Annotated in this window: 15 protein-coding genes and 1 pseudogene; 4 read left to right on the plus strand and 12 right to left on the minus strand. The window is 72.8% G+C overall.

All coding sequences use genetic code 11. The features are described from left to right. Positions 1 to 86: 86 nt before the first annotated feature. The 3 genes and pseudogenes from OG766_RS07270 to OG766_RS07280 form a co-directional block, all read right to left on the minus strand. Positions 87 to 2109 (minus strand): annotated as a pseudogene (locus tag OG766_RS07270) (tetratricopeptide repeat protein); the annotation flags it as partial. A gap of 290 nt (positions 2110 to 2399) precedes the next feature. Continuing rightward, on the minus strand, positions 2400 to 3026 hold the full coding sequence (locus tag OG766_RS07275) for an NUDIX domain-containing protein (RefSeq protein WP_266375247.1): 627 nt from the start codon (positions 3024 to 3026) through the stop codon (positions 2400 to 2402). Positions 3027 to 3107: 81 nt separating this feature from the next. Then, the gene (locus tag OG766_RS07280; RefSeq protein ID WP_266375245.1) at positions 3108 to 4757 is read right to left on the minus strand and encodes a CTP synthase; all 1650 of its coding nucleotides are present in this window, start codon (positions 4755 to 4757) and stop codon (positions 3108 to 3110) included. A gap of 493 nt (positions 4758 to 5250) precedes the next feature. Here OG766_RS07280 and OG766_RS07285 point away from each other — a divergent pair, with 493 nt between their 5' ends. From OG766_RS07285 to OG766_RS07295, 3 genes are all read left to right on the plus strand, one after another. Then, positions 5251 to 7053: a glycoside hydrolase family 15 protein gene (locus OG766_RS07285; RefSeq protein WP_328727443.1), complete on the plus strand. Its 1803-nt coding sequence runs from the start codon at positions 5251 to 5253 to the stop codon at positions 7051 to 7053. A gap of 440 nt (positions 7054 to 7493) precedes the next feature. Then, positions 7494 to 8876, plus strand: coding sequence for an FAD-binding oxidoreductase (locus OG766_RS07290; RefSeq protein WP_266375243.1), 1383 nt, complete (start codon positions 7494 to 7496; stop codon positions 8874 to 8876). Positions 8877 to 8920: 44 nt separating this feature from the next. Next, complete coding sequence (locus OG766_RS07295) at positions 8921 to 10549, plus strand: PucR family transcriptional regulator (RefSeq protein WP_328724834.1); 1629 nt, start codon at positions 8921 to 8923, stop codon at positions 10547 to 10549. Positions 10550 to 10761: 212 nt separating this feature from the next. On the opposite strand, the gene OG766_RS07300 is transcribed toward OG766_RS07295, so the two are convergent. From OG766_RS07300 to OG766_RS07320, 5 genes are all read right to left on the minus strand, one after another. Continuing rightward, complete coding sequence (locus OG766_RS07300) at positions 10762 to 11853, minus strand: glycosyltransferase family 4 protein (protein ID WP_266375239.1); 1092 nt, start codon at positions 11851 to 11853, stop codon at positions 10762 to 10764. A gap of 260 nt (positions 11854 to 12113) precedes the next feature. Continuing rightward, a complete protein-coding gene (recN, locus tag OG766_RS07305) occupies positions 12114 to 13832 on the minus strand; it encodes a DNA repair protein RecN (RefSeq protein ID WP_328727444.1) in 1719 nt (572 codons plus the stop codon). A 125-nt stretch (positions 13833 to 13957) separates the two neighbouring features. Continuing rightward, positions 13958 to 14896: an NAD kinase gene (locus OG766_RS07310; RefSeq protein WP_266375237.1), complete on the minus strand. Its 939-nt coding sequence runs from the start codon at positions 14894 to 14896 to the stop codon at positions 13958 to 13960. Further along, complete coding sequence (locus OG766_RS07315) at positions 14893 to 15708, minus strand: TlyA family RNA methyltransferase (protein WP_328724836.1); 816 nt, start codon at positions 15706 to 15708, stop codon at positions 14893 to 14895. Before OG766_RS07315 ends, OG766_RS07310 begins: the two co-directional genes overlap by 4 nt. A 7-nt stretch (positions 15709 to 15715) precedes the next feature. Further along, positions 15716 to 16042, minus strand: a complete 327-nt coding sequence (locus OG766_RS07320) for a hypothetical protein (protein WP_266375234.1) — start codon at positions 16040 to 16042, stop codon at positions 15716 to 15718. 42 nt (positions 16043 to 16084) lie between these two features. Here OG766_RS07320 and OG766_RS07325 point away from each other — a divergent pair, with 42 nt between their 5' ends. Then, positions 16085 to 16432 carry an SCP2 sterol-binding domain-containing protein gene (locus OG766_RS07325; RefSeq protein ID WP_266375232.1) on the plus strand — a complete coding sequence of 116 codons (348 nt, stop codon included), beginning with the start codon at positions 16085 to 16087 and terminating at the stop codon, positions 16430 to 16432. Here OG766_RS07325 and OG766_RS07330 read toward each other — a convergent pair. The 4 genes from OG766_RS07330 to OG766_RS07345 form a co-directional block, all read right to left on the minus strand. Further along, positions 16416 to 17393 (minus strand): ABC transporter ATP-binding protein, encoded by a 978-nt coding sequence (locus OG766_RS07330; protein ID WP_443045456.1) that lies wholly within the window; start codon positions 17391 to 17393, stop codon positions 16416 to 16418. The genes OG766_RS07325 and OG766_RS07330 overlap by 17 nt on opposite strands. After that, entirely contained in the window at positions 17390 to 18427 is a 1038-nt protein-coding gene (locus OG766_RS07335) for a FecCD family ABC transporter permease (protein WP_266375228.1), read from the minus strand. Before OG766_RS07335 ends, OG766_RS07330 begins: the two co-directional genes overlap by 4 nt. After that, positions 18424 to 19485 (minus strand): FecCD family ABC transporter permease, encoded by a 1062-nt coding sequence (locus OG766_RS07340; protein ID WP_266375226.1) that lies wholly within the window; start codon positions 19483 to 19485, stop codon positions 18424 to 18426. The genes OG766_RS07335 and OG766_RS07340 overlap by 4 nt, the downstream gene beginning before the upstream one ends. A gap of 64 nt (positions 19486 to 19549) precedes the next feature. Continuing rightward, positions 19550 to 20608 carry an HAD hydrolase-like protein gene (locus OG766_RS07345; RefSeq protein WP_266375224.1) on the minus strand — a complete coding sequence of 353 codons (1059 nt, stop codon included), beginning with the start codon at positions 20606 to 20608 and terminating at the stop codon, positions 19550 to 19552. Positions 20609 to 20708: the final 100 nt, after the last annotated feature.

The raw sequence follows: 20708 nt of genomic DNA on the forward strand, positions 1-20708 counted from the left end.
CCAGGCGCAACGGGATCGACCGGGGCGACACCCGGCAGAGCCAGTCTAATGAAGGACTTCCAGCTGTCTAGCCTTGCGAAGCAAGTTTCTTTGACGGAAACACTACGGATTTCGCAGGCCGGAATCATCACTTCCGAGTAGTTGCTCGGCAGCGGAGCGGTGCAGCCTGGCAGCCGCGGGGTCGCCGAGCCGGTCCAGCGTGTCGGCCAGCCTCAGCTGGAGCGCGGCCTGGAGCCGCAGGTCCCCGGCCCGCCGCGCCCAGGCGACGGCCTCCTCGCAGGAACGCAGCGACTCCTGCGGCCGGCCGGCGTACTCCTGCACCCGGGCCGCCTCGCTCAACGCCCGTGCGTGGCCGGGCAGATCGCCGAGGCGTCGATATCCGGCCGCGGCCGCCCGCCAGCTGCGCAGCGCCTCGCCGTAGCGGCCCGCGTAGGTGTGCACGGTGCCGAGCCTGCCGTACAGCCGCGCCTCGTCGGCACGCTCCCCGCGGGCCAGCCGCTGGGAGAGCGCGCGTCCGTACCAGTCGGCCGCCCGCTGCCAGTCCTCCAGTTCCTGATACGCACCACCTACGGATTCCATCGCGCGGCCGGTGGCGTACGGGTCATTTGCCCGGCGGCCGGCGTCCAGAGCCGACCGATATCGCGCCAGTGCGTCTTCGGTACGTCCGGTCTGGGCGTCCAGGTCGGCCAGGTTCAGCAGCGCGGCGGCCTGCTCCCGGTGGAGCTCGCGGCGTACGGCCACGTCCAGGACCAGCTGGTGCAGTCCGTACAGCTCGGGAGCGGCGGCCTCGGTGCCGCGGTGGGCGACCAGGGCCCGTACGAGCGCGGCGATCAGCCGGCGGGCCAGCGTGTCCAGCTCGCCGTCGGCCACCGCGACACGCGCGGACGCCATCAGGGCGGGCCGCCTGGCCTCCAGCCAGTCCCCGGCGTCCTGCGCGCTCGGGAAACGCAGGGCGCGCGGCAGTCCCGCGAGCTTCTTACGGGCCGTGGACCCCTCGGGCTCGGTCACGGCCCGGCACGACTGCAGCAGCCGTACGGTGCGCTCCAGCATCCGCGCCCGGGCGAGCTGCACCTCGGCCGGCCGCTCCTCCTCGGTCACCAGTGCGTGCAGCAGCGGGGCGAGACAGCCCGGCACCTCGTACTGGTCGTTCTCCGGAACGCCGTGCAGCAGTCCGAGCGCGACGAAGTCGTCCAGCGTCGACCGGGCCGCCGAGACCGAGCACCCGGCCAGCGCGGACGCCGTGTGGGCGTCGGCCCGGCCGGCGGGCGCGAGGGCCAGCAGCCGCAGCATCCGCGCGGCGGGCTGCGGAAGGGATTCGTACACGAGCCGGAAGGCACGGGACAGCGGCCGGGCACCGGCGGGCTGCTCGGGGTCGTCGGGCAGCCCGCGCAGCTGCTTGGTGGCATCGGCGACCGAGGCCTTGGGGCGGGCCGCCAGCCAGCCGCCGACCAGCATCATCGCGGCGGGCTGTCCGCCGCACTGCTCCACGAGCGACTCGGCGGCCTGGGGATCGACGGTGACCCGCACCGAGCCGGTGAAGCGGCTCAGCAGCTCGATCGCGGACTTGGCGTCCATGCCGCCGATCGTGCACGGCCGTACGTCGGGGATTCCGGTGAGCGGGCCCTGGGCGACGGCGACGACCAGGCACTCGGGGTTGTCCGGCAGCAGCGGGTCCACCTGCTCCGCGTCGCCCGCGTCGTCGAGTACGAGCACACAGCGGCGCACCGCGAGCGCCTCGCGGACCATCTCGGTGAGCACGTCCTCGTCCGCTCCGGGCGGACCGGCGATCCCCAGCGCGTCGAGCAGCTCGCGGGCGGTGCGGTCGGTGGGTACGGGCACTCCGCCGGGCTCGGCGAGCCGGGCCCGCAGCACGCCGTCCGGGTACTCGTCCGCCAGCCGGTGCGCCAGCTCCCCGGCGAGCGCGGTCCTTCCGGAGCCGGGCCGTCCGGCGACCAGCAGCACTCTGGCACGCGGGGCCTTGCGTCCCGCGAGCGTGTCGAGACCGGCCCGTTCGATGTCGGAACGCAGCGCCTTCAATTCCCGCTGGCGCCCGATGAATTGCCCACCCACGCGGCCAACGGTCCCATGCCGGGCGCGCGCCTCGACCACGGGCCCGGCCGGTGGATCGGACGGGCGGTTCTCGGACGAGGGGCCCTCGAAGTCCACCGCCTGATCCGTCACGGGCCACGCTCCCTGTCTGCCTGCGTACGAACCGAGCCCACGGGATGTCCGCGAGGGCGCTCCGAGCGTAGATCAGGCATCTCGCCGAACCGGGCAGAGCACGGCGGCGCGCGGCGCGGTAACCCCCGATCGGATGAGCGGATCGTCACACCACCCCTCCCCGGGCCGGGGCAGAGTCCGGCATTCGGCGCGAGCCCAGCAGGACCCGCCGGACGCCCCTAGGCGTCGAAGGGCCGCGCCGGCCAGGGCGCCTCGGCGGGGCGCAGCGCGTCCACGCCGTCGCCCGCGAGTGCGGCGGTCAGCGCGAGCACGCCCACCACCAGGCAGTTGTTGTGCAGTTCCCCGGCGAGCACGCCGCGCACGAGGTCCTCCAACGGCACCCTGGCCAGCTCCATGTCCGCCTCCTCCTCGGAGACCTGGAAGCGCTCGCCCTCCGCCTCGGACAGATCGCGGGCCAGGAAGATCCGCACGGCCTCGTCACAGCCGCCCGGCGTGGTGTACACATCCGTGAGCACGCGCCAGTCGACCGCCTTGACGTGCGCCTCCTCGTACAGCTCGCGCTGGGCCGCCGTCAGCGGGTTCTCACCGGGCACGTCGAGGAGTCCGGCAGGGATCTCCCAGAGCTTCTGCCGCACGGGGTGCCGGTACTGCCGCAGCACCAGGACGCGTCCGGACTCGTCGAGGGCCAGCACCGCCACCGACCCCGGGTGGACCTGGTAGTCACGTCGCGCGACCGTCCCGTCGGGCATGACCACGTCGTCGGTGCGGACACTCGTCTTGTTGCCCCTGAACGGAGTCGCGGTCGCGGTGACCTGCCACTCCTCAGCGGTGTCCCTGATGGCCATCTACGTCCTCCCAGAACGCCGGAACCGGGGCACGGCGCCTCTCCCGGCCCGTACCCCGGTTTCCACCGTAGTGCCTGTGCGTTACTTGCCCGTCTTGCGCTCGACCGCGGCCTTCACCAGGCCCGCGAAGAGCGGGTGCGGGCGGGTCGGGCGGGACCGGAGCTCCGGGTGGGCCTGGGTGGCGACCAGGTAGGGGTGCACCTCACGCGGGTACTCGACGTACTCGACGAGCTTGTTGTCCGGGGAGGTGCCGGAGAAGACCAGTCCGGCCTTCTTCTCCAGCTCCGCGCGGTAGGCGTTGTTCACCTCGTAGCGGTGGCGGTGGCGCTCGTCGACGTACGGCTCGTTCGCGTAGACCTCGCGCACGATCGAGCCGTCGGCGAGCTTCGCCGGGTAGAGCCCGAGGCGCATCGTCCCGCCGAGGTCGCCCGCGCCCTCGACGTACGCCAGCTGCTCCTCCATCGTCGAGATGACGGGGTGGGCGGTGGTGGCGTCGAACTCGGTGGAATTGGCGTCGGGGATCTCGGCCAGGTTGCGCGCGGCCTCGATCACGATGCACTGCAGGCCGAGGCAGATGCCGAGCAGCGGGATCTTGTTCTCGCGGGCGTACTGGATCGCGCCGACCTTGCCGTCGACACCGCGCTCGCCGAAGCCGCCCGGGATGAGGATCGCGTCGACGTCCCCGAGCTGCTTCTGGGCGCCCGCCGGCGTCCGGCAGTCGTCGGAGGTGACCCACTTGACCGTGACCCGGGCCTTGTTCGCGAAGCCGCCCGCGCGCATCGCCTCGGTCACCGACAGATAGGCGTCGGGCAGGTCGATGTACTTGCCGACGAGCGCGACACTGACTTCGTGGTCGGGGTTGTGCACACGGTCCAGGAGGTCGTCCCACGTCGTCCAGTCGACGTCACGGAACGGCAGGTCGAGCTTGCGCACGACGTAGGCGTCCAGGCCCTCGGTGTGCAGCACCTTCGGGATGTCGTAGATCGACTTGGCGTCCATGGCCGCGACCACGGCCGCCTCGTCGACGTCGCACATCAGCGAGATCTTGCGCTTGATCGCGGTGGGGACCTCGCGGTCGGCACGCAGCACGATCGCGTCCGGCTGGATACCGATGTTGCGCAGTGCCGCCACCGAGTGCTGGGTCGGCTTGGTCTTCAGCTCCCCGGAGGGGCCGATGTAGGGCAGCAGCGAGATGTGCACGACGAAGACGTTGTCCCGGCCCACCTCGTGGCGGACCTGGCGGACGGTCTCCAGGAACGGCAGCGACTCGATGTCGCCGACCGTGCCGCCGACCTCGGTGATCACGACGTCGACGTCGTCCGTGGCCATGCGGCGGATGCGGTGCTTGATCTCGTTGGTGATGTGCGGGATGACCTGGACCGTGTCGCCCAGGTACTCGCCGCGGCGCTCCTTGGCGATGACGGTCGAGTACACCTGGCCGGTGGTGACGTTCGCGGAGCCGTCCAGGTCCACGTCCAGGAAGCGCTCGTAGTGGCCGATGTCCAGGTCGGTCTCGGCTCCGTCGTTGGTGACGAACACCTCACCGTGCTGGAACGGGTTCATGGTGCCCGGGTCGACGTTCAGATACGGGTCGAGCTTCTGCATCGTGACCCGCAGACCCCGCGCCTTGAGGAGCGCGCCCAGGCTGGAGGCGGTCAGGCCCTTGCCGAGGGAGGAGGCGACACCCCCGGTGACGAAGATGTGCTTGGTCGTCGTGGATTTGGGCGGCATGGCCAAGAGGGGGCTCCCGTGGTCGCGAGGTGGTCGTGCGGAACGGCGTCCCTCAGGCGATATCCGGGGGTTACCTGGGATTTCCTGGGGTTCCGTCGCTGCGGTTCGGGGGCCGCCATCCCTAGCGGGGCGCACCACCGGTCCACGGGCTACCAGGGTATCAGCGCCCGGGGGAGACTGCTTCCGGCCACACGGGGCATCATGGCCATCACCGGGCTTCTCGGCGTTCACCCGGCGCTCACCCGTTCGGCCGCGCTGCATTGCCGAGGGCGTCGCGCGGATCACCGGGGTGCGTCGTATCCTGCTCGGACACTTGATTCGGAATATCGCTGCCGAGCCAGGCCGGTGAACGGCATCACCCCCGCCTTCCCACAGAGTTTCGCCTGGGCGGGACACCCGTCCCCGAAGCACTAGCTCGTCAACAACCGATTGACACCCTTGACCGCAGTAAGAGCCACGCAGGGCGGACGTGGCCGTTCGACTGGAGATCCACGTGGCCGGGCGCATCGAGGATTACGCACTCATCGGAGACATGCAGACCGCTGCCCTGGTCTGCCGGGACGGCACAGTCGACTGGCTGTGCCTGCCCCGCTTCGACTCGCATGCCATCTTCGCCGGGATTCTCGGCACCGAGGAGCACGGATTCTGGCGGCTCGGACCCGCGTACGCGGCGGGCGCGGAGCCGCCCACGGCCAGTCGTCGCCGGTACCGGGGGGATTCGCTCATCCTGGAATCGGAGTGGGACACGCCACGCGGTACGGTCCGCGTGACGGATTTCATGCCGCCCCGTGACGGCGCTCCCCAGCTGGTCCGGATCGTCGAGGGCGTGAGCGGGCGCGTGCCGATGCGTTCGGCGCTGCGCATGCGTTTCTCGTACGGCCGGGTGGTGCCCTGGGTGCACAAGGTCGACAACCGCACGGTCGCCGTCGCGGGCCCGGACTCGGTGTGGCTGGACACCCCGGTCGAGACCCACGGCAAGGACCTGACCACCTACTCCGACTTCACCGTCTCCCCCGGTGACCGGCTGGCCTTCACCATCAGCTGGCAGCCGTCCCACCACCAGCCGCCGGCCCTGCCCGACCCCGAGGGCGTGCTGGACGCCACCGCCGACTTCTGGCGCGAGTGGGTCGAGCACTGTACGTACCACGGCCCCTACCGGGAGTCCGTCGTCCGCTCGCTGATCACGCTGAAGGCGCTGACGTACGCCCCGACCGGCGGGATCGTCGCCGCGCCGACGACGTCCCTGCCCGAGGAGATCGGCGGCGTACGGAACTGGGACTACCGCTACACCTGGCTGCGCGACGCGGCGATCACCCTGTCCTCGCTGCTGCGCACCGGCTACCGCGAAGAGGCCCGGGCCTGGCGCGAGTGGCTGCTGCGCGCCGTCGCGGGCGACCCGGAGAACCTGCAGATCATGTACGGCATCGCCGGCGAGCGTGAGCTGGGCGAGGCGGAGCTGGACTGGCTGCCGGGGTACGAGGGCTCCGCGCCGGTTCGGGTCGGCAACGGCGCGGCGAACCAGCTCCAGCTCGACGTGTACGGCGAGGTCACCGAGGCCCTGCACCTCGCGCACATGACGGGCCTCTCGCGCAACGACTACGCCTCCATCCTCCAGCTCAAGCTGATCCGGTACCTGGAGGACCACTGGGACCAGCCCGACGAGGGCATCTGGGAGGTCCGCGGACCGCGCCGGCACTTCGTCCACTCCAAGGTGATGGCCTGGGTCGCCGTCGACCGCACGATCAAGCTGATCGAGTCCGGCGACGCGGACGGACCGCTGGAGCGCTGGCGCGAGCTGCGCGACGACATCCACCGCGACGTCTGCGAGAAGGGCTACGACAAGGAGCGCAACACCTTCACCCAGTCGTACGGCTCGAAGGAGCTCGACGCCTCGCTGCTGCTGATTCCGCAGATGGGCTTCCTGCCGCCGGACGACAAGCGCGTCATCGGCACGATCGAGGCGATCCAGCGGGAGCTGTCGACCTCGGACGGCTTCGTGCTGCGCTATCCGACGGCCGGCGACGAGGCCGGTGTCGACGGCCTCGAAGGCGACGAGGGCGCGTTCCTCGCCTGCTCGTTCTGGCTCGCGGACGATCTGGCGATGATCGGCCGCGTGGACGAGGCCCGGCGTCTCTTCGAGAAGCTGCTGTCGCTGCGCAACGACCTGGGGCTGCTCGCCGAGGAGTGGGACCCGCGACTGCAGCGCCAGGTGGGCAACTTCCCGCAGGCGTTCAGCCACGTCCCCCTGATCGACACGGCCCTGCGTCTCACGGCCTCCGGCGCGTACGGCGGCTGAGCGGGGGCGCCCGGGGTGACCGAGGGCTCCGCCCCCGTACCCCCGCTGCACCGACCGTGTCGGGCTGCGCGGCCGGCGGCCGACCGCCGTCCGACCGGGCTCCGCATCGGCGCCGGCGAGGGGCCGGGTGAGATCTCACCCGGCCCCTCGCCGCGCACTCCCCGGTCGCCCCGGGCCCACCGTTCCCCCGGGGGCGTAGTTGGTCGGGGGGGTCCCCGACGGAGCGCCGGGGTCGCATCCGGACCTGGCGCGGCTGCCGCCGCACGCCCACCGGCCGTAGCGGTCGGGTCCCTTCCCGACGGGGCCGCCGTCCGAGTCCCGTCGCGGGGCGGCTCGGCGCCGCACCGCCCCTTCCGGCATCGGGTCCTACGCGACCGCGCGCCGTGACGGGTGGCTTCTTACGATGGAAGGGTCCTGCTCGCGCCCCGGAAGGGGGCATCATGGCGTCCCATCCCCTCACGGAAGCCGCCCTGAGAGGACTCCGCGAGTCCCTGACCGGTGAGGCCGTCACACCGGATGACGCCGGATACGACGAGGCCCGCTCGGTCTTCAACGCGATGATCGACCGGCGGCCCGCGGTGATCGTCCTGTGCGAGTCCGCCGGCGATGTGGCCGCGGCGATCCGCTTCGCCCGGGAGCACGAGCTCGAACTGGCCGTCCGCGGGGGCGGTCACAGCGTCGCGGGGCTCGCCGCCACCGACGGTGGTCTCGTGGTCGACCTGCGCCGGATGCACGCGGTCACGGTGGACCCGGACGCCCGTACGGCCCGGGTCGGCGGCGGCGCGACGATGAGCCATCTGGACCGGGCGACCCAGCCGTACGACCTGGCGACCACGGGCGGGCGGGCCTCCACCACCGGCGTCGGCGGGTTCACGCTCGGCGGCGGATCGGGCTGGCTGGAGCGGAAGTTCGGCCTGGCCTGCGACAACCTCCTCGCCGTCGACCTGGTGACGGCCGACGGCACCGAGGTGCACGCGAGCGACGACGAACATCCGGAGCTGTTCTGGGCGTTGCACGGCGGCGGCGGCAACTTCGGTGCGGCCACGTCGATGACGCTGAAGCTGCATCCGCTGCCCGACATGTCCGTGGCCTTCCTCTTCTTCCCGGCGGCGCGAGGAGCCGAAGTGCTTCCCGTCTACCGGGAGGTACTGGGATCCGCGCCGGACGAGGTCGGCGGCGGTTTCGTCTATCTGACCGGCCCGCCCGAGGACTTCATGCCCGAGCACCTGGTGGGCCGGGCCGTGTGCCTGGTGCTGATCACGTACGCGGGCACCGAGCCCGCACTGCGCGCCGCGACCAAGCCGCTGTTCGGCCTCGGACACGAGGCGGAGGTCGTCACGGAGCTCCCGTACGCCGATCTCCAGTGCATGATCGACGACCCGCCGGGTCTGCGGAACTACTGGTCGGCCGAGTATCTGCGCGGTCTGCCCGACGAGGCCGTGGACGTCTTCTGCGCGCGGGCGAACAGCATGATCGTGCCGTCGAACTCGCAGCACATCCTGTTCCCCATGGGCGGTGCCATGGCCCGCGGGGACTCCCGGTACCCGCTCCCGTGGCGCACCGCCGAGTGGGTCGCGCACCCCTTCGGGATCTGGGACAGCCCTGCCGACGACGCACGCGGCAGGCAGTGGGTCCGTGACGCGAGGACCGACGTCATGCCGTGGTCGATCGGCCAGGTGTATCTCAACTTCATCGGCGACGAGGGCGAGGAGCGGGTCGTGGCCGGCTTCGGCGCCGAGAACCACCGGCGCCTCGCCGACGTCAAGGCCCGCTACGACCCTGACAACGTGTTCCGGCTGAACCACAACATCAAGCCGAGCTGACCGACAGTTGTCCTTCGAACTTTCGCCCAGGTAGCGTCCCGGCCATGGAAACACAGGGCGGCATCACCGTGCAGCGGGCACTCGAACTGCCCGGGCTCCGCAGTGGCCTCCCGGAGGTCGTGGCCGGGGCGGACCGGCTGACCCGTACCGTGCGCTGGGTGCACGCCGGTGAGGTGCCGAACATCGCCTCGCTCCTCAAGGGCGGTGAACTGCTGTTGACGACCGGCCTCGGTCTCGGCACCCGGCCGGCCGAGCAGCGTGCGTTCGTACGCCGGCTCGCGGACCGGGGCATCGCGGCGCTGGTCGTGGAGCTCGGCCCGCGCTTCACCCGGCTGCCCGCCGCCATCGTCGAGGCGGCGAGGACGGCGGGGCTTCCGCTGATCCAGCTCCATCGCGAGGTGCCGTTCGTCGCGGTGACGGAGGAGGTCCACACCGAGATCGTCAACGGGCACTACGCGCTGCTGCAGCGGGCCGAGGAGGTGTACCGGCGGTGCACCCAGGCGCTGCTGGAGGGCGGCGGCATCCCCCAAGTGCTCAGGATCCTGGCCGACTTCACCGCCAATCCGGTGTTCCTGGAAACCGCCGACGGTCAGCTGCTGTACGCGGCGGACACCGAGTCGGGTCCGGTCGCGGCCGATCCGCTCCAGGTGTGGGAGGGGCTGCGCGGCCAGCGCGCGGCACGCGAGGCGGGTCCACCGGTCGGGGCCGTACTGGTCGATGTGCCGGGCGGCGGCCACGGGGCGGGCTCGGTACGCGCACGGCTCGTCCTGCTCGCGGTGTCGGGACCGCTGCTTCCGGTGCACCGGATGGCGGCCGAACGCGCGGCGGGAGTCCTCGCGGTGGTCCTGATGCAGGCCCGCCAGGAGGACGAGCTGGCGGCGCGCGGCCGCGGCGACTTCCTGACCGACCTCGCCGAGGGCCGCATCGTGGCGGAGGACGCGCCCGCGCAGGCGAAGGTCCTGGGCTTCCGCCCGGGTGACGGGCCGCTGCTGCCCGTGGTGATGCGGCTCGCGCCCGAACTCTCCCCGTCCGGCAACTGGGCGCTGCTGGCCCGCGCGGTGCTGGAGGAGCTGTCCTCGGTGGGAGTGCCCGTGTTGCTGGGCGTACGGCCCGTCGAGGGCCGGGTGCCGCTGCTGGTGGGGCTGCGCTCGGACTCGGAGCGTACGGCGGTGGCGGACCGGGTCGCGGCGGCGCTGCGCGCGGGCCTGGAACGGGCGGGCCTCGAACGCGCCGGAGCCCATCCGCCGGTGGTCGTCGTGGGCGTCGGGGGAGGCTGGGCGGCGGCGTCGGCGGGCCTGCGCCATGCGTCCGAGACCGCGGCGGCTGCCCAGGGGCTGCCCGACCGGCCCTGGTACGACGCGCGGCGCCTCGACATCGACCTGCTGCTGTGGCGGCTGCGGGACCACCCCGATCTGGCGGCGTTCGTGGACCGTGCGATCGGCCCTCTCCTGGGGCACGACCGCACGTCCCGCCCGCCGCTGCTGCCCACGCTCCAGACCTTTCTGGCCCACGCGGGCCGCAAGGCGGAAACGGCCCGCGAACTGCACCTCAACCGCCAGACCCTCTACAACCGTCTGGCCCGCATCTCCGAACTCCTGGGCACGGACCTGGACGACCCCCAGACGGTCCTGGCCCTCTCCCTGGCCCTCAGAGCCCGCCGCCACACGCTCTGAGCGCCGGAGGCCCCGCCGGCTCACGCCCAGGGCGGCGGCGGGGCTCGAGGAGGGACGTGCCGGACGCCGTCCGGGCCCGCGACGGCGCAAGCGCCCGCACCCGCAGCCGTCCAGGCCGTAGCGCCGCAATCACCCGCGCCCGTGAGGAAGAAGGCGGCGTTCATCCGCTCGCACTGCGCCGCGCCGCACCGCGCACGCGGCACCTCACGGACTCAGCGCCGGCGCCCGCCGCGGGAAGGTGCCGTGAGCTCGTCGTAGATGCTCAGGATCTGGGCGATGGTCTCGTCCTCGGTCGGCCAGGTCGCCGCGTGCGCGCGCCCCGCCGCCGCGAGACGACGCCGCCGGTCGGGGTCCGCCAGCAGCCCGGACACCGCCGCCGCGAGCGCCGCCGCGTCACCGTACGGGACGAACTCCGCCGCGGAGCCCACGAGTTCGGGGTTGCCGCCGACCCGGGTCGCCACCAGGGGCACACCGAGCCGCAGCGCCTCCTGGGCGAGCAGTGAGCGGGCCTCCCAGCGGCTCGGCAGCAGCGCGAGGTCGGATGCCGCCAGCAGGTCGCTGACGTCGTCGCGACGGCCGAGGAGCCGGACCGGCAGCCCTTCCGTGTCGATGCGCCGCTGCAGCGAGGCCCGCTCCCGGCCCTCCCCCGCGATCGCGACCAGCGGCACGGGGTCGAGCCCGAGCCATTCGTGTGCGGCGTCCAGCAGCGTCCCGTAGCCCCGGCCGGGTTCGAGCCGGCCCACAGCCGTCAGCAACGGCCGTTCGACCGCGCCCAGTTCGGCCCGCGCCTTGCTCTCGGGCGAGCCGTGCCGCGGCGGCGGCACCGCGACCGGCGCGAGGCGGGCGTCGCGCGCGCCACGGCCGCGGGCCCGGTCGACCAGTTCGGACGACGTGCCGAGCACCACCGAGGCCGTTCGTGCCACCCTCCGCTCCAGCAGCCGCACCACCTGGCCGCGTGCCCCTCCGGGCTGCGCCCGGCTGTGCCAGGTGACCACGAGCGGCACGTCCTGCCCGCTGAGCGCCAGCGCGGTCCGCACGGCGGCGTGCAGCCCGTGCGCGTGCACCACGTGTGCTCCCCCGCACGCCGCCCGGAGCGCTCCGACCGCCGCCGGGTCGCCGCGCCGTGGCACGGGCACGAAGTGCGCCCCGGCGCCGAGGAAGTCGTATTCGTGCTCCAGGGGCGCGGGGGCGCACACGGTCACCCCCACTCCCCGCGCCACCAGCCCCGCGGCCAGTGACCTGACGTGAGCGCTGCTGCCCGTGCTGCCGCCGCCCAGCACCTGGACCGTACGCAGCTGTGTCACGCGCCAAGGATGCCAGTCCGTACGCACGTTCCGGCACCGCCGAGGCGTCGTTCCCGTGTCCGGCGCCGCAACTCCGCCACCCGGATCACTCACATGGGTGAGCCCCCGCGTCCGGTGATCCCGCCGCGGCAAGGCCCCGTGGCGATCACGGCCGCCTCACGCGCGGACGGACGGTGCGCCCGACGTCATTGGCGCGCATCCACCGCGCACGTCCTTCCGTGCGCGCCCGCCGTGCGCCGTGCACCACCCGCGCGGGGCCCTCAGACCTCCGCGCGGGCCGTCGCCAGCAGCTCCTCCGCGTGCGCCCGCGCCGTCTCGGAGTCCTCCTGTCCGGCGAGCATCCGGGACAGCTCCCGCACCCGGTCCTCGCCCTCCAGGACCGTGACCCCGGACCGGGTCACCGACCCGTCGTTCGTCTTCTCGACCAGCAGCTGCCGGTCCGCGAACGCCGCCACCTGCGGAAGGTGGGTCACGACGACCACCTGCGCGGTCTTCGCCAGCTTCGCGAGGCGGCGCCCGATCTCGACCGCCGCCTTGCCGCCCACGCCCGCGTCGACCTCGTCGAAGAGGTACGTCGGCACGGGGTCGGTCCCCGCGAAGACGACCTCCACCGCGAGCATCACACGCGACAGCTCACCGCCGGACGCGCCCTTGGCGATCGGCCGCGGCTGGGCACCCGGATGCGGGGCCAGCAGCAGCTCGACCTCGTCCGCGCCGGACGACGAGTAGGCCACGCTGCGTCCGTTGACCTCGATCCCTTCCGGGTCCTCGGACTGGCGGATGTCGATGGTCACGCGCGCGTGCGGCATCGCGAGGTGTGCCAGCTCCGCCGTCACCGCCTCCGCGAACCGCGCCGCCGCCTCGGCACGAGCGTCCGTCAACGCCTGCGCCAATCCGGAGATCTCGGCACGAAGCGCGTCGCGCTCCGCGGTCAGCTCGCCGATCCGGTCGTCGTCGCCCTCCAGTTCGGTGAGGCGCCCGGCGTTCTCCTCGGCCCAGGCCAGTACGGCGTTGATGTCCTCGCCGTACTTGCGGGTGAGCCCGGTCAGCGCGGCCCGCCGCTCCTCGACCGCCGCCAGCCGCAGCGGATCGGCGTCGAGGTTGTCGGCGTACCCGGCGAGCTCGCCCGCGACATCGCCGAGCAGGATGGAGATCTCGCCCATCCGGTCGGCGAGCGCGGCGAGCGCCGGGTCGTGGGAGCGCACGGAGTCCAGGGCCCGTCCGGCGCCCGCGACGAGGGTGGCCGCGTCGACGCCCTCGGGGTCCTCCGGATTCCCGGCGAGCGCCGCGTGGGCCACGGACGCCGCGGAGGCGAGGGCCTCTGCGTGCCCGAGCCGTTCGGCCTCGGCGGCCAGCTCCACGTCCTCGCCGGCGCGCGGCTCGACGCCCGCGACCTCGTTCAGCCCGAAGCGCAGCAGATCGGCTTCCTGGGCGCGTTCACGGGCGCGTGTGGTCAGCGCGGCCAGCTCGTTGGAGACGGCCCTCAGCCGCCGGTACGCGGCCGCGTACTTGGCGTGCGGCACGGCGACCGCGTCGCCCGCGTACCGGTCCAGGGCCTGCCGCTGCCGCGCGGCCTTGAGGAGCCCCTGCTGGTCGGTCTGCCCGTGTACGGCGACCAGCTCGTCGGCGAGCTCGGTCAGCATGCCGACCGGCACGGAACGCCCGCCGAGGTGCGCGCGCGAGCGCCCCTCCGCCGAGATCGTCCGGCTGATCAGCAGCGCACCGTCGTCGAGTTCGGCCCCGGCCTCCTCGGCCCGTACGGCCGCGGGGGCGCCCGCGGGCATGGTGACCCGCCCCTCCACGACGGCCGACTTGGAGCCGATCCGCACGAGGGCGGGGTCGGCGCGCCCGCCGAGCAGCAGCCCGAGGCTGGTGACGACCATGGTCTTGCCCGCACCGGTCTCACCGGTCACCGCCGTGAAGCCTGGTGACAGCTCGACGACGGCGTCGTCGATGACCCCGAGCGACCGTATCCGCATCTCCTCCAACACGGGGAAGACCTTACGAGGTCCTGGGCCGACTGTGCGACGGCCCCCGCCCCTCGCGTACGGACCCGCAGGTGGGGGCACCCCCGCGTCACCCCTCCGAGGGGCGGAACCCGCGGTCAGTGGGAGTGGGGAGCGCCCCGCCACCCCGACACGGGCAGTGCGAACTTCGCCACCAGCCGGTCGGTGAACGACGCGTGGTGCAGCCGCGCCAGCCGCACCGGCACCTCGCCCCGCCGCACCTCCACCCGCGCCGCCGCCGGCAGCTCGACCGCGCGACGGCCGTCGCACCACAGCACCCCGTGCGGCGTCCCCGGCTGGACCTCCACCGCGAGCACCGATGTCGGCGAGGTGACCAGCGGCTTCGCGAACAGGGCGTGCGCGCTGATCGGAACCATCAGCAGGGCCTCCACCTCGGGCCACACCACCGGCCCGCCGGCCGAGAAGGCGTACGCGGTCGACCCGGTCGGCGTCGCGCACACGATGCCGTCGCAGCCGAACCCCGTCACCGGCCGCCCGTCGATCTCCAGCACGACCTCGAGCATCCGCTCGGGCGAGACCTTCTGGACGGCGGCCTCGTTCAGCGCCCAGTCCCGGTGCACGATGTCTCCGTTACGGCGCACGACCACATCGAGGGTCATCCGCTCCTCGACCTCGTACGCCCGTGTCACGACCCGGTCGACGACCTTGTCGAGGTCGTCACGCTCGGCCTCCGCGAGGAACCCGACCCGCCCCAGGTTGACGCCGAGCATCGGCACGCCCGACGCCCGGGCGAACTCCGCCCCGCGCAGCAGCGTCCCGTCGCCGCCCAGCACGATCAGCAGCTCACAGCCGTCGAGCACCTCGGGCGTGGCCTCGGGCACCGTCTCCACCGACTGCGGCAGCGGCAGATCGGCCGCCTCGAAGGCGAGCACCCGCACCCCGAGGCCCGCCCTCAGCAGGCCCTGGACGACGAGTTCGGCGCTCCGGATGGCCGCGGGCCGACCGGTGTGCGCCAGCAGGAAGACGGTACGTGTCCGTGCCTTCGTGTCCGTGCTCGTCTCGTTCGTATCGCTCAACGCGGCCCCTCCGACACTGCACGATCGACATCCGCCGGGTCGAGTTCCGGCGCCCCGGCCCGGAGCCACAGAAAGTACTCGACATTGCCGGAAGGTCCCGGCAATGGACTGGCGGTCACACCCAGCACGCCCAGGCCCAGCTCGCCGGCCTGTCGCGCCACGGTCCGCACCGCGTCGGCACGCAGCTCCGGGCTGCGCACCACTCCCCCGCTGCCGAGGCGCTCCTTGCCGACCTCGAACTGCGGCTTGACCATGAGGACGAGATCGGCGTCGGGCGCCGCGCACCGCACGAGTGCGGGCAGCACCAGGCCGAGCGGGATGAAGGACAGATCACCGACGATCAGGTCCACCGCCTCCCCGTCGATCGCCTCCAGGGTCAACTCACGGACATTCGTACGGTCCTTGACCGTGACGCGTTCATCGCTCTGCAGGGACCAGGCGAGCTGGCCGTACCCGACGTCGACGGCGACGACACCCGCCGCACCGGCCCGCAGCAGCACATCGGTGAATCCGCCGGTGGACGCTCCCGCGTCCAGCGCCCGCCGTCCCCCGACCTTCAGCCCCTTCGGCACGAAGGCCTCGAACGCGCCCGCGAGCTTGTGGCCGCCGCGCGACACGTACTCGGGGTCCGCGTCGTCCTGGGCGACGACGATGGCGGCGCTGGTCTCGACCTGGGTGGCGGACTTGGTGGCGGTGTTGCCGGCGATGGTGACGCGTCCCGCCGCGATCAGCTGGCTCGCGTGCTCACGCGAGCGGGCCAGCTTGCGGCGTACCAGCTCGGCGTCGAGACGGCGGCGTGCCACTCCTGCCACGTTCGGTTCAGCTCCTGTGGTTGTACGAGTCTTCCGGGCGGGCGTCCAGCGCGGTCAGCGTGTCGCGCAGGCCCCTGTGTACATCCTCGTACACCTCCAGGTGGCCGTCCGCAGGGAGGTGGTCGGCGTCGGCCAGCCGCTCCAGGCGTGCGTCGACCCCGGCATGACCGGTGGGGACACGCTCGACCCCGAGGGGCGCGGGCGCGCCGGGGTCGTACGCCTCGACCGCCGGCTCGGGCTCGCCCCCGGGAGGCGGGGCCTCGGCGCCCTCCGGCCCGGGTGCCGTCCCGGACGTCTCGTACTGAGCCCGGGACGTTTCGATCGAGTCGCTCATGCCCAGACGCTACCGCGAAGGCCTGGGGTACCGTCGATCACGATGGCGACGACGGAGGAGTGCCGCAGCGCACTCGACAGACTTTCGGACAATCTGGCCAAGGCGGACGGGGACGTGCGCAGCGCGGCCGCACTCGACCGTTCCCTGAGCTGCCACATCAAGGACCTGGACATCACCTTCACCGGGCGCCTCGCGGCGGGCCGGATCGAGGTGCTGGACACGCTGGACGGCCCGCCTGTCGAGAAGGCGGACATCAGGCTCGCGATGACCGGGGACGACCTGGTGGCGATGGTCGACGGGCGGCTGAACTTCGCGAAGGCCTGGGCCTCGGGCCGGGTGCGGCTCGAGGCCGGCTTCCGCGATCTGCTGCGCCTCAGGGCGCTGCTGTAGTCACCGCACCGGTCGCCGCAGCGTCGGTCTCCGCCGCGTCGGTCTGCGCCCCGGTCGCCGCCTCGGCGGAGTGCGTCCCGGGCGCCTCCTGGGCGTCCGGGACGGCCCGACGAGCCCGCGCCAGCGGCACCACCAGCGGCGTACCGGTCTCCGGGTCGTCGATGACCTGCGAACGAACCCCGAAGACCCGCTCGACGAGCTCGGCGGTGACCACGTCTCCCGGCGCGCCCTCGGCGGCGATCCGCCCGTCGCGCATCGCGATCAGATGGGTGGCGTAGCGCGCTGCCTGATTGAGGTCGTGCAGCACCGCGACCAGGGTGCGGCCCTGCGTCTCGTGCAGCTCGGCGCAGAGGTCGAGGATCTCCAGCTGGTGCTGGATGTCGAGGAACGTCGTCGGCTCGTCGAGAAGCAGCAGCGGGGTCTGCTGGGCGAGCGCCATCGCGATCCACACCCGCTGGCGCTGGCCGCCGGACAGCTCGTCCACGTACCGGTCGGCGAGCTCGGCGACCCCGGTCGCGGCCATCGACTCCTGCACGATCCGCTCGTCCTCCCGGGACCACTGGCGCAGCAGCCCCTGGTGCGGATAGCGGCCGCGGGCGACGAGGTCGCCGACGGTGATGCCGTCCGGGGCGATCGACGACTGCGGCAGCAGACCGAGCGTCCTGGCGACCTTCTTCGCGGGCATCGAGTGGATCGTCCGTCCGTCCAGCAGCACCCGGCCCGTACTGGGCTTCAGCATCCGCGAGAGCGCGCGCAGCAAGGTCGACTTGCCGCAGGCGTTCGGACCGACGATCACCGTGAACGAGTTGTCGGGTATCTCCACCGAGAGGTCCTCGGCGATCACCCGCTGGTCGTAGGCGAGGGTGACCGATTCCGCGGTGAGGCGCTGCATGGACGTACTCCTGGGGTTCTTCTCGGTCTGGTGCTGGTCTGCGGTCGTCTGCTCGGACCGGGCCGTCATATCCGTCCCGCCTTGCGCTCGGTGACGAGCAGCCAGAGCAGATAGGCACCACCGAGCACGCCGGTGACGACACCGACCGGCAGCTGCCGGTCGCCGAAGGCGGAGGTCGCCACCCAGTCGGCCGTGGCGAGCAGGGCGGCGCCCATCATGGCGCTCGCCGCGATGTTCGGCCCGGGCGAACGCGTCAGCCGGCGGGCGAGCTGCGGTGCGCTGAGCGCGACGAAGACGATCGGACCGGCCGCGGCCGTGGCGACGGCGGTGAGCAGCACGGCGGAAGCCATGAGGACGGCCCGGGTCCGCTCGACGCCGATCCCGAGGGCGTACGCCGCGTCGTCCCCCATCTCCAGCATCCGCAGCGGCCGCCCGTACGCCAGGCACAGGGGTATGAGCACCGCGCAGACGGCGAGCAGCGGCCAGAACTGGCTCCAGTCCCGGCCGTCGAGCGAGCCCGTCATCCAGACCACGGCGCGGGTCGCGTCCACCAGGTTGGCCTTGGTGATCAGGTAGTGGATGGCGCCGGTGAGCATCGCGGCGACACCGATACCGACCAGCACCAGCCGGTAGCCGTGCACTCCCCGCTTCCAGGCGAGCAGATACACGGCGGCACCGGTCACCAGACCGCCGACGATCGCCCCGCCCGCGGTGGCGAAGGCATCACCCTTGAACAGCACGATCACCGTCAGCGCACCGACGGACGACCCCTGCCCGAAGCCGAGGACGTCCGGACTGCCCAGCGGATTGCGGGAGATGGACTGGAAGACCGCCCCGCCCACCGCGAGCGCCGCCCCGACGAGCAGTGCCACCAGCACCCGGGGCAGCCGCACGTCCCGGACGATGAACTCCTGCGCGGGCGTGCCGTTGCCGAGCAGCGTCTCGACGACCTCGCCCGGCGTCATCGGGAAGTCACCGCTGCCGACGAGCACGACTGCCGCGGTGGACGCGGCGGCCAGCAGCAGCACGACGACGAGCGCCGCCCTCGGGTCGACACGGACGGACAGCCCGCCCGGGGTGCGTATCGCTTTCACGGCCTTCACAGCTGCGCCATCCTCTTGCGCCGTACGAGATAGATGAAGACGGGCCCGCCGATGAACGCGGTGACCACGCCGACCTGCAGCTCGGACGGGCGTGCCACGACCCGGCCGACGACGTCGGAACCGAGCAGCAGCACGGGCGAGAGCACGGCGGCGTACGGCAGGATCCACCGCATGTCGGGCCCGGTGATGGCCCGCACCAGATGCGGGACCATCAGCCCGATGAAGACGATCGGCCCGCACGCGGCGGTCGCCGCACCGCACAGCAGCGTGACCGCGAGCATGGCCAGGATCCGCGTACGGGTCAGCCGGGCCCCGAGCGCGCGAGCGGTGTCGTCGCCCATCTCCAGCGCGTTCAGCGGCCGGGCGATCAGCAGCGCGAGAAGCGTCCCGGCGCCGATGAACGGGGCGACCTTGGAGATCGTCGCCGGATCGGCCGAGGCGAGCGATCCGACGGTCCAGAAGCGCAACCGGTCCAGCGCGGCCGAGTCCAGCAGCTGTACGGCGTTGACGTAGCCGAACAGCGCGGCGGTCGCCGCGGTGCCGGCGAGCGCGAGCCGCACCGGCGTGGCTCCGCGGCTGCCCCCGAGCACGTACACGACCACCGAGACGACCCCGGCGCCGAAGAAGGCGAACCACACGTAGGCACTGAGCGAGGTGACACCGAAGAAGCTGATCGCCGTCACGACGGCGGCGGCCGCGCCCGCGTTCACGCCGAGCAGTCCGGGCTCGGCCAGCGGATTGCGGGTGAGCGCCTGCATCACCGCGCCCGCCAGGCCGAGCGCCACACCGACCAACAGCCCGAGCACGGTCCTCGGCACCCGCACATCGTGAACGATCACGTCGTTGCCGGTACCGGAGTTCTGGAAGAGGCCGTGCCACACATCAGCGACCGGGACCGACTTGGCGCCGATCGCGATGCTTGCGACACAGACCAGCAGCAGGACACCGACGGCCAGCAGCAGCCCGGCGGCGCGCAGCGCATGGCGCTTGCGCGGCTCGGGCGGGGACGCTGCGGACGTCTGATCCGCGCTCTGTTCAGGAGGACTGTCGACCAACACGCGGTTAGGTTAGCCTACCCTCGCAATCTGCCCGGAGGCGGGAGCCGGAGCACCGCGCCCGCCTTCACCGGCCCAGCCGGGCCAGCGCCTTCCCCGCGTCCAGCGTTCCCGCCGCGTCCCCCGCGTGCGTCCACGCCGCCGCGCACAACGCCCGCAGCCCGTCCAGCGGTTCGCCCTCCCCGTCCAGGACGAGCGAGCCCGCACGCACCGACGCCGTGAAGCCCCCGCAGCCGAACCCGTCGCCCGCACCGGCGGGTACCACCTCGGGCTGCCCGGTCAGCAGACCCCGGAGATCCGCGTCCACATACGTGGGCCGGTGCCTCGGCTCCGCCGCCAGCAGCTGCGCCGCGTCCGTCACCCCGGTCAGGACGAGGAGCGAGTCCACCTCGCCGTTGAACGCGCCCTCGATGTCCGTGTCCAGCCGGTCCCCGACCACCAGCGGCCGCTCGGCGCCCGTGCGCAGAATCGTCTCCCGGTGCATCGGCGGCAGCGGCTTGCCCGCGACCTGCGGCTCGCCGCCCGTCGCGATCCGTACGACCTCGACCGCCGCGCCGTTGCCCGGAGCGATGCCGCGCGCGCTCGGGATCGTCAGGTCCGTGTTGGACGCGAACCACGGCACCCCGCGCGCGATCGCGTAACAGGCCTCCGCGAACCGGCCCCACGCCAGCTCGGGCCCGCCGTACCCCTGCACCACGGCCGCCGGATCGTCGTCCGCGGACTCCACCGGCTCCAGCCCGTGCTCCCGCAGCGCGACCCGCAGCCCCTCGCCGCCGATGACGAGCACCCGCGCCCCGGCCGGGACCTGCTCGGCGATCAGCCGGGCCACGGCCTGCGCCGAGGTGATGACATCGGCGGGCTCCGCCGGCACCCCCAGCTCGGTCAGATGGTGTGCGACCGCGTCCGGCGTCCGCAGCGCGTTGTTCGTGACGTACGCGAGGTGCATCCCGCCCTCGCGCGCCGCCCCGAGTGCGTCCACGGCGTACGGGATCGCCTCCCCGCCCGCGTACACCACCCCGTCGAGATCGAGCAGGGCCGTGTCGTACACCGTGCGCAGCGCCTGCACGCTGCCGCCCGGCCTGGTCCTGCCCTGCTGCCCGCCCATGCTGGTCCGCTCCTCACTCATGGCCCTGCTCTTCGCCCTGCTCGCGGCCGGGTTCCGGCGGCTCAAGGCTCTTCTCGTGACTCTGCTCGTGTCTTTCGATCACGCCGATCGGAGCCTTCGA

The sequence above is a fragment of the Streptomyces sp. NBC_00259 genome, assembly GCF_036181745.1.
In the GTDB taxonomy this organism is placed as follows: Bacteria; Actinomycetota; Actinomycetes; order Streptomycetales; family Streptomycetaceae; genus Streptomyces; species Streptomyces pratisoli.

Bases quoted from the DNA above. Each gene is read 5' to 3' on its own strand.
- OG766_RS07275 (WP_266375247.1), bottom strand. From the start codon at position 3,026: ATGGCCATCAGGGACACCGCTGAGGAGTGGCAGGTCACCGCGACCGCG.
- OG766_RS07280 (WP_266375245.1), bottom strand. From the start codon at position 4,757: ATGCCGCCCAAATCCACGACGACCAAGCACATCTTCGTCACCGGGGGT.
- OG766_RS07290 (WP_266375243.1), top strand. From the start codon at position 7,494: ATGGCGTCCCATCCCCTCACGGAAGCCGCCCTGAGAGGACTCCGCGAG.
- OG766_RS07295 (WP_328724834.1), top strand. From the start codon at position 8,921: ATGGAAACACAGGGCGGCATCACCGTGCAGCGGGCACTCGAACTGCCC.
- recN (WP_328727444.1), bottom strand. From the start codon at position 13,832: ATGCGGATACGGTCGCTCGGGGTCATCGACGACGCCGTCGTCGAGCTG.
- OG766_RS07320 (WP_266375234.1), bottom strand. From the start codon at position 16,042: ATGAGCGACTCGATCGAAACGTCCCGGGCTCAGTACGAGACGTCCGGG.
- OG766_RS07325 (WP_266375232.1), top strand. From the start codon at position 16,085: ATGGCGACGACGGAGGAGTGCCGCAGCGCACTCGACAGACTTTCGGAC.
- OG766_RS07330 (WP_443045456.1), bottom strand. From the start codon at position 17,393: ATGACGGCCCGGTCCGAGCAGACGACCGCAGACCAGCACCAGACCGAG.
- OG766_RS07345 (WP_266375224.1), bottom strand. From the start codon at position 20,608: ATGAGTGAGGAGCGGACCAGCATGGGCGGGCAGCAGGGCAGGACCAGG.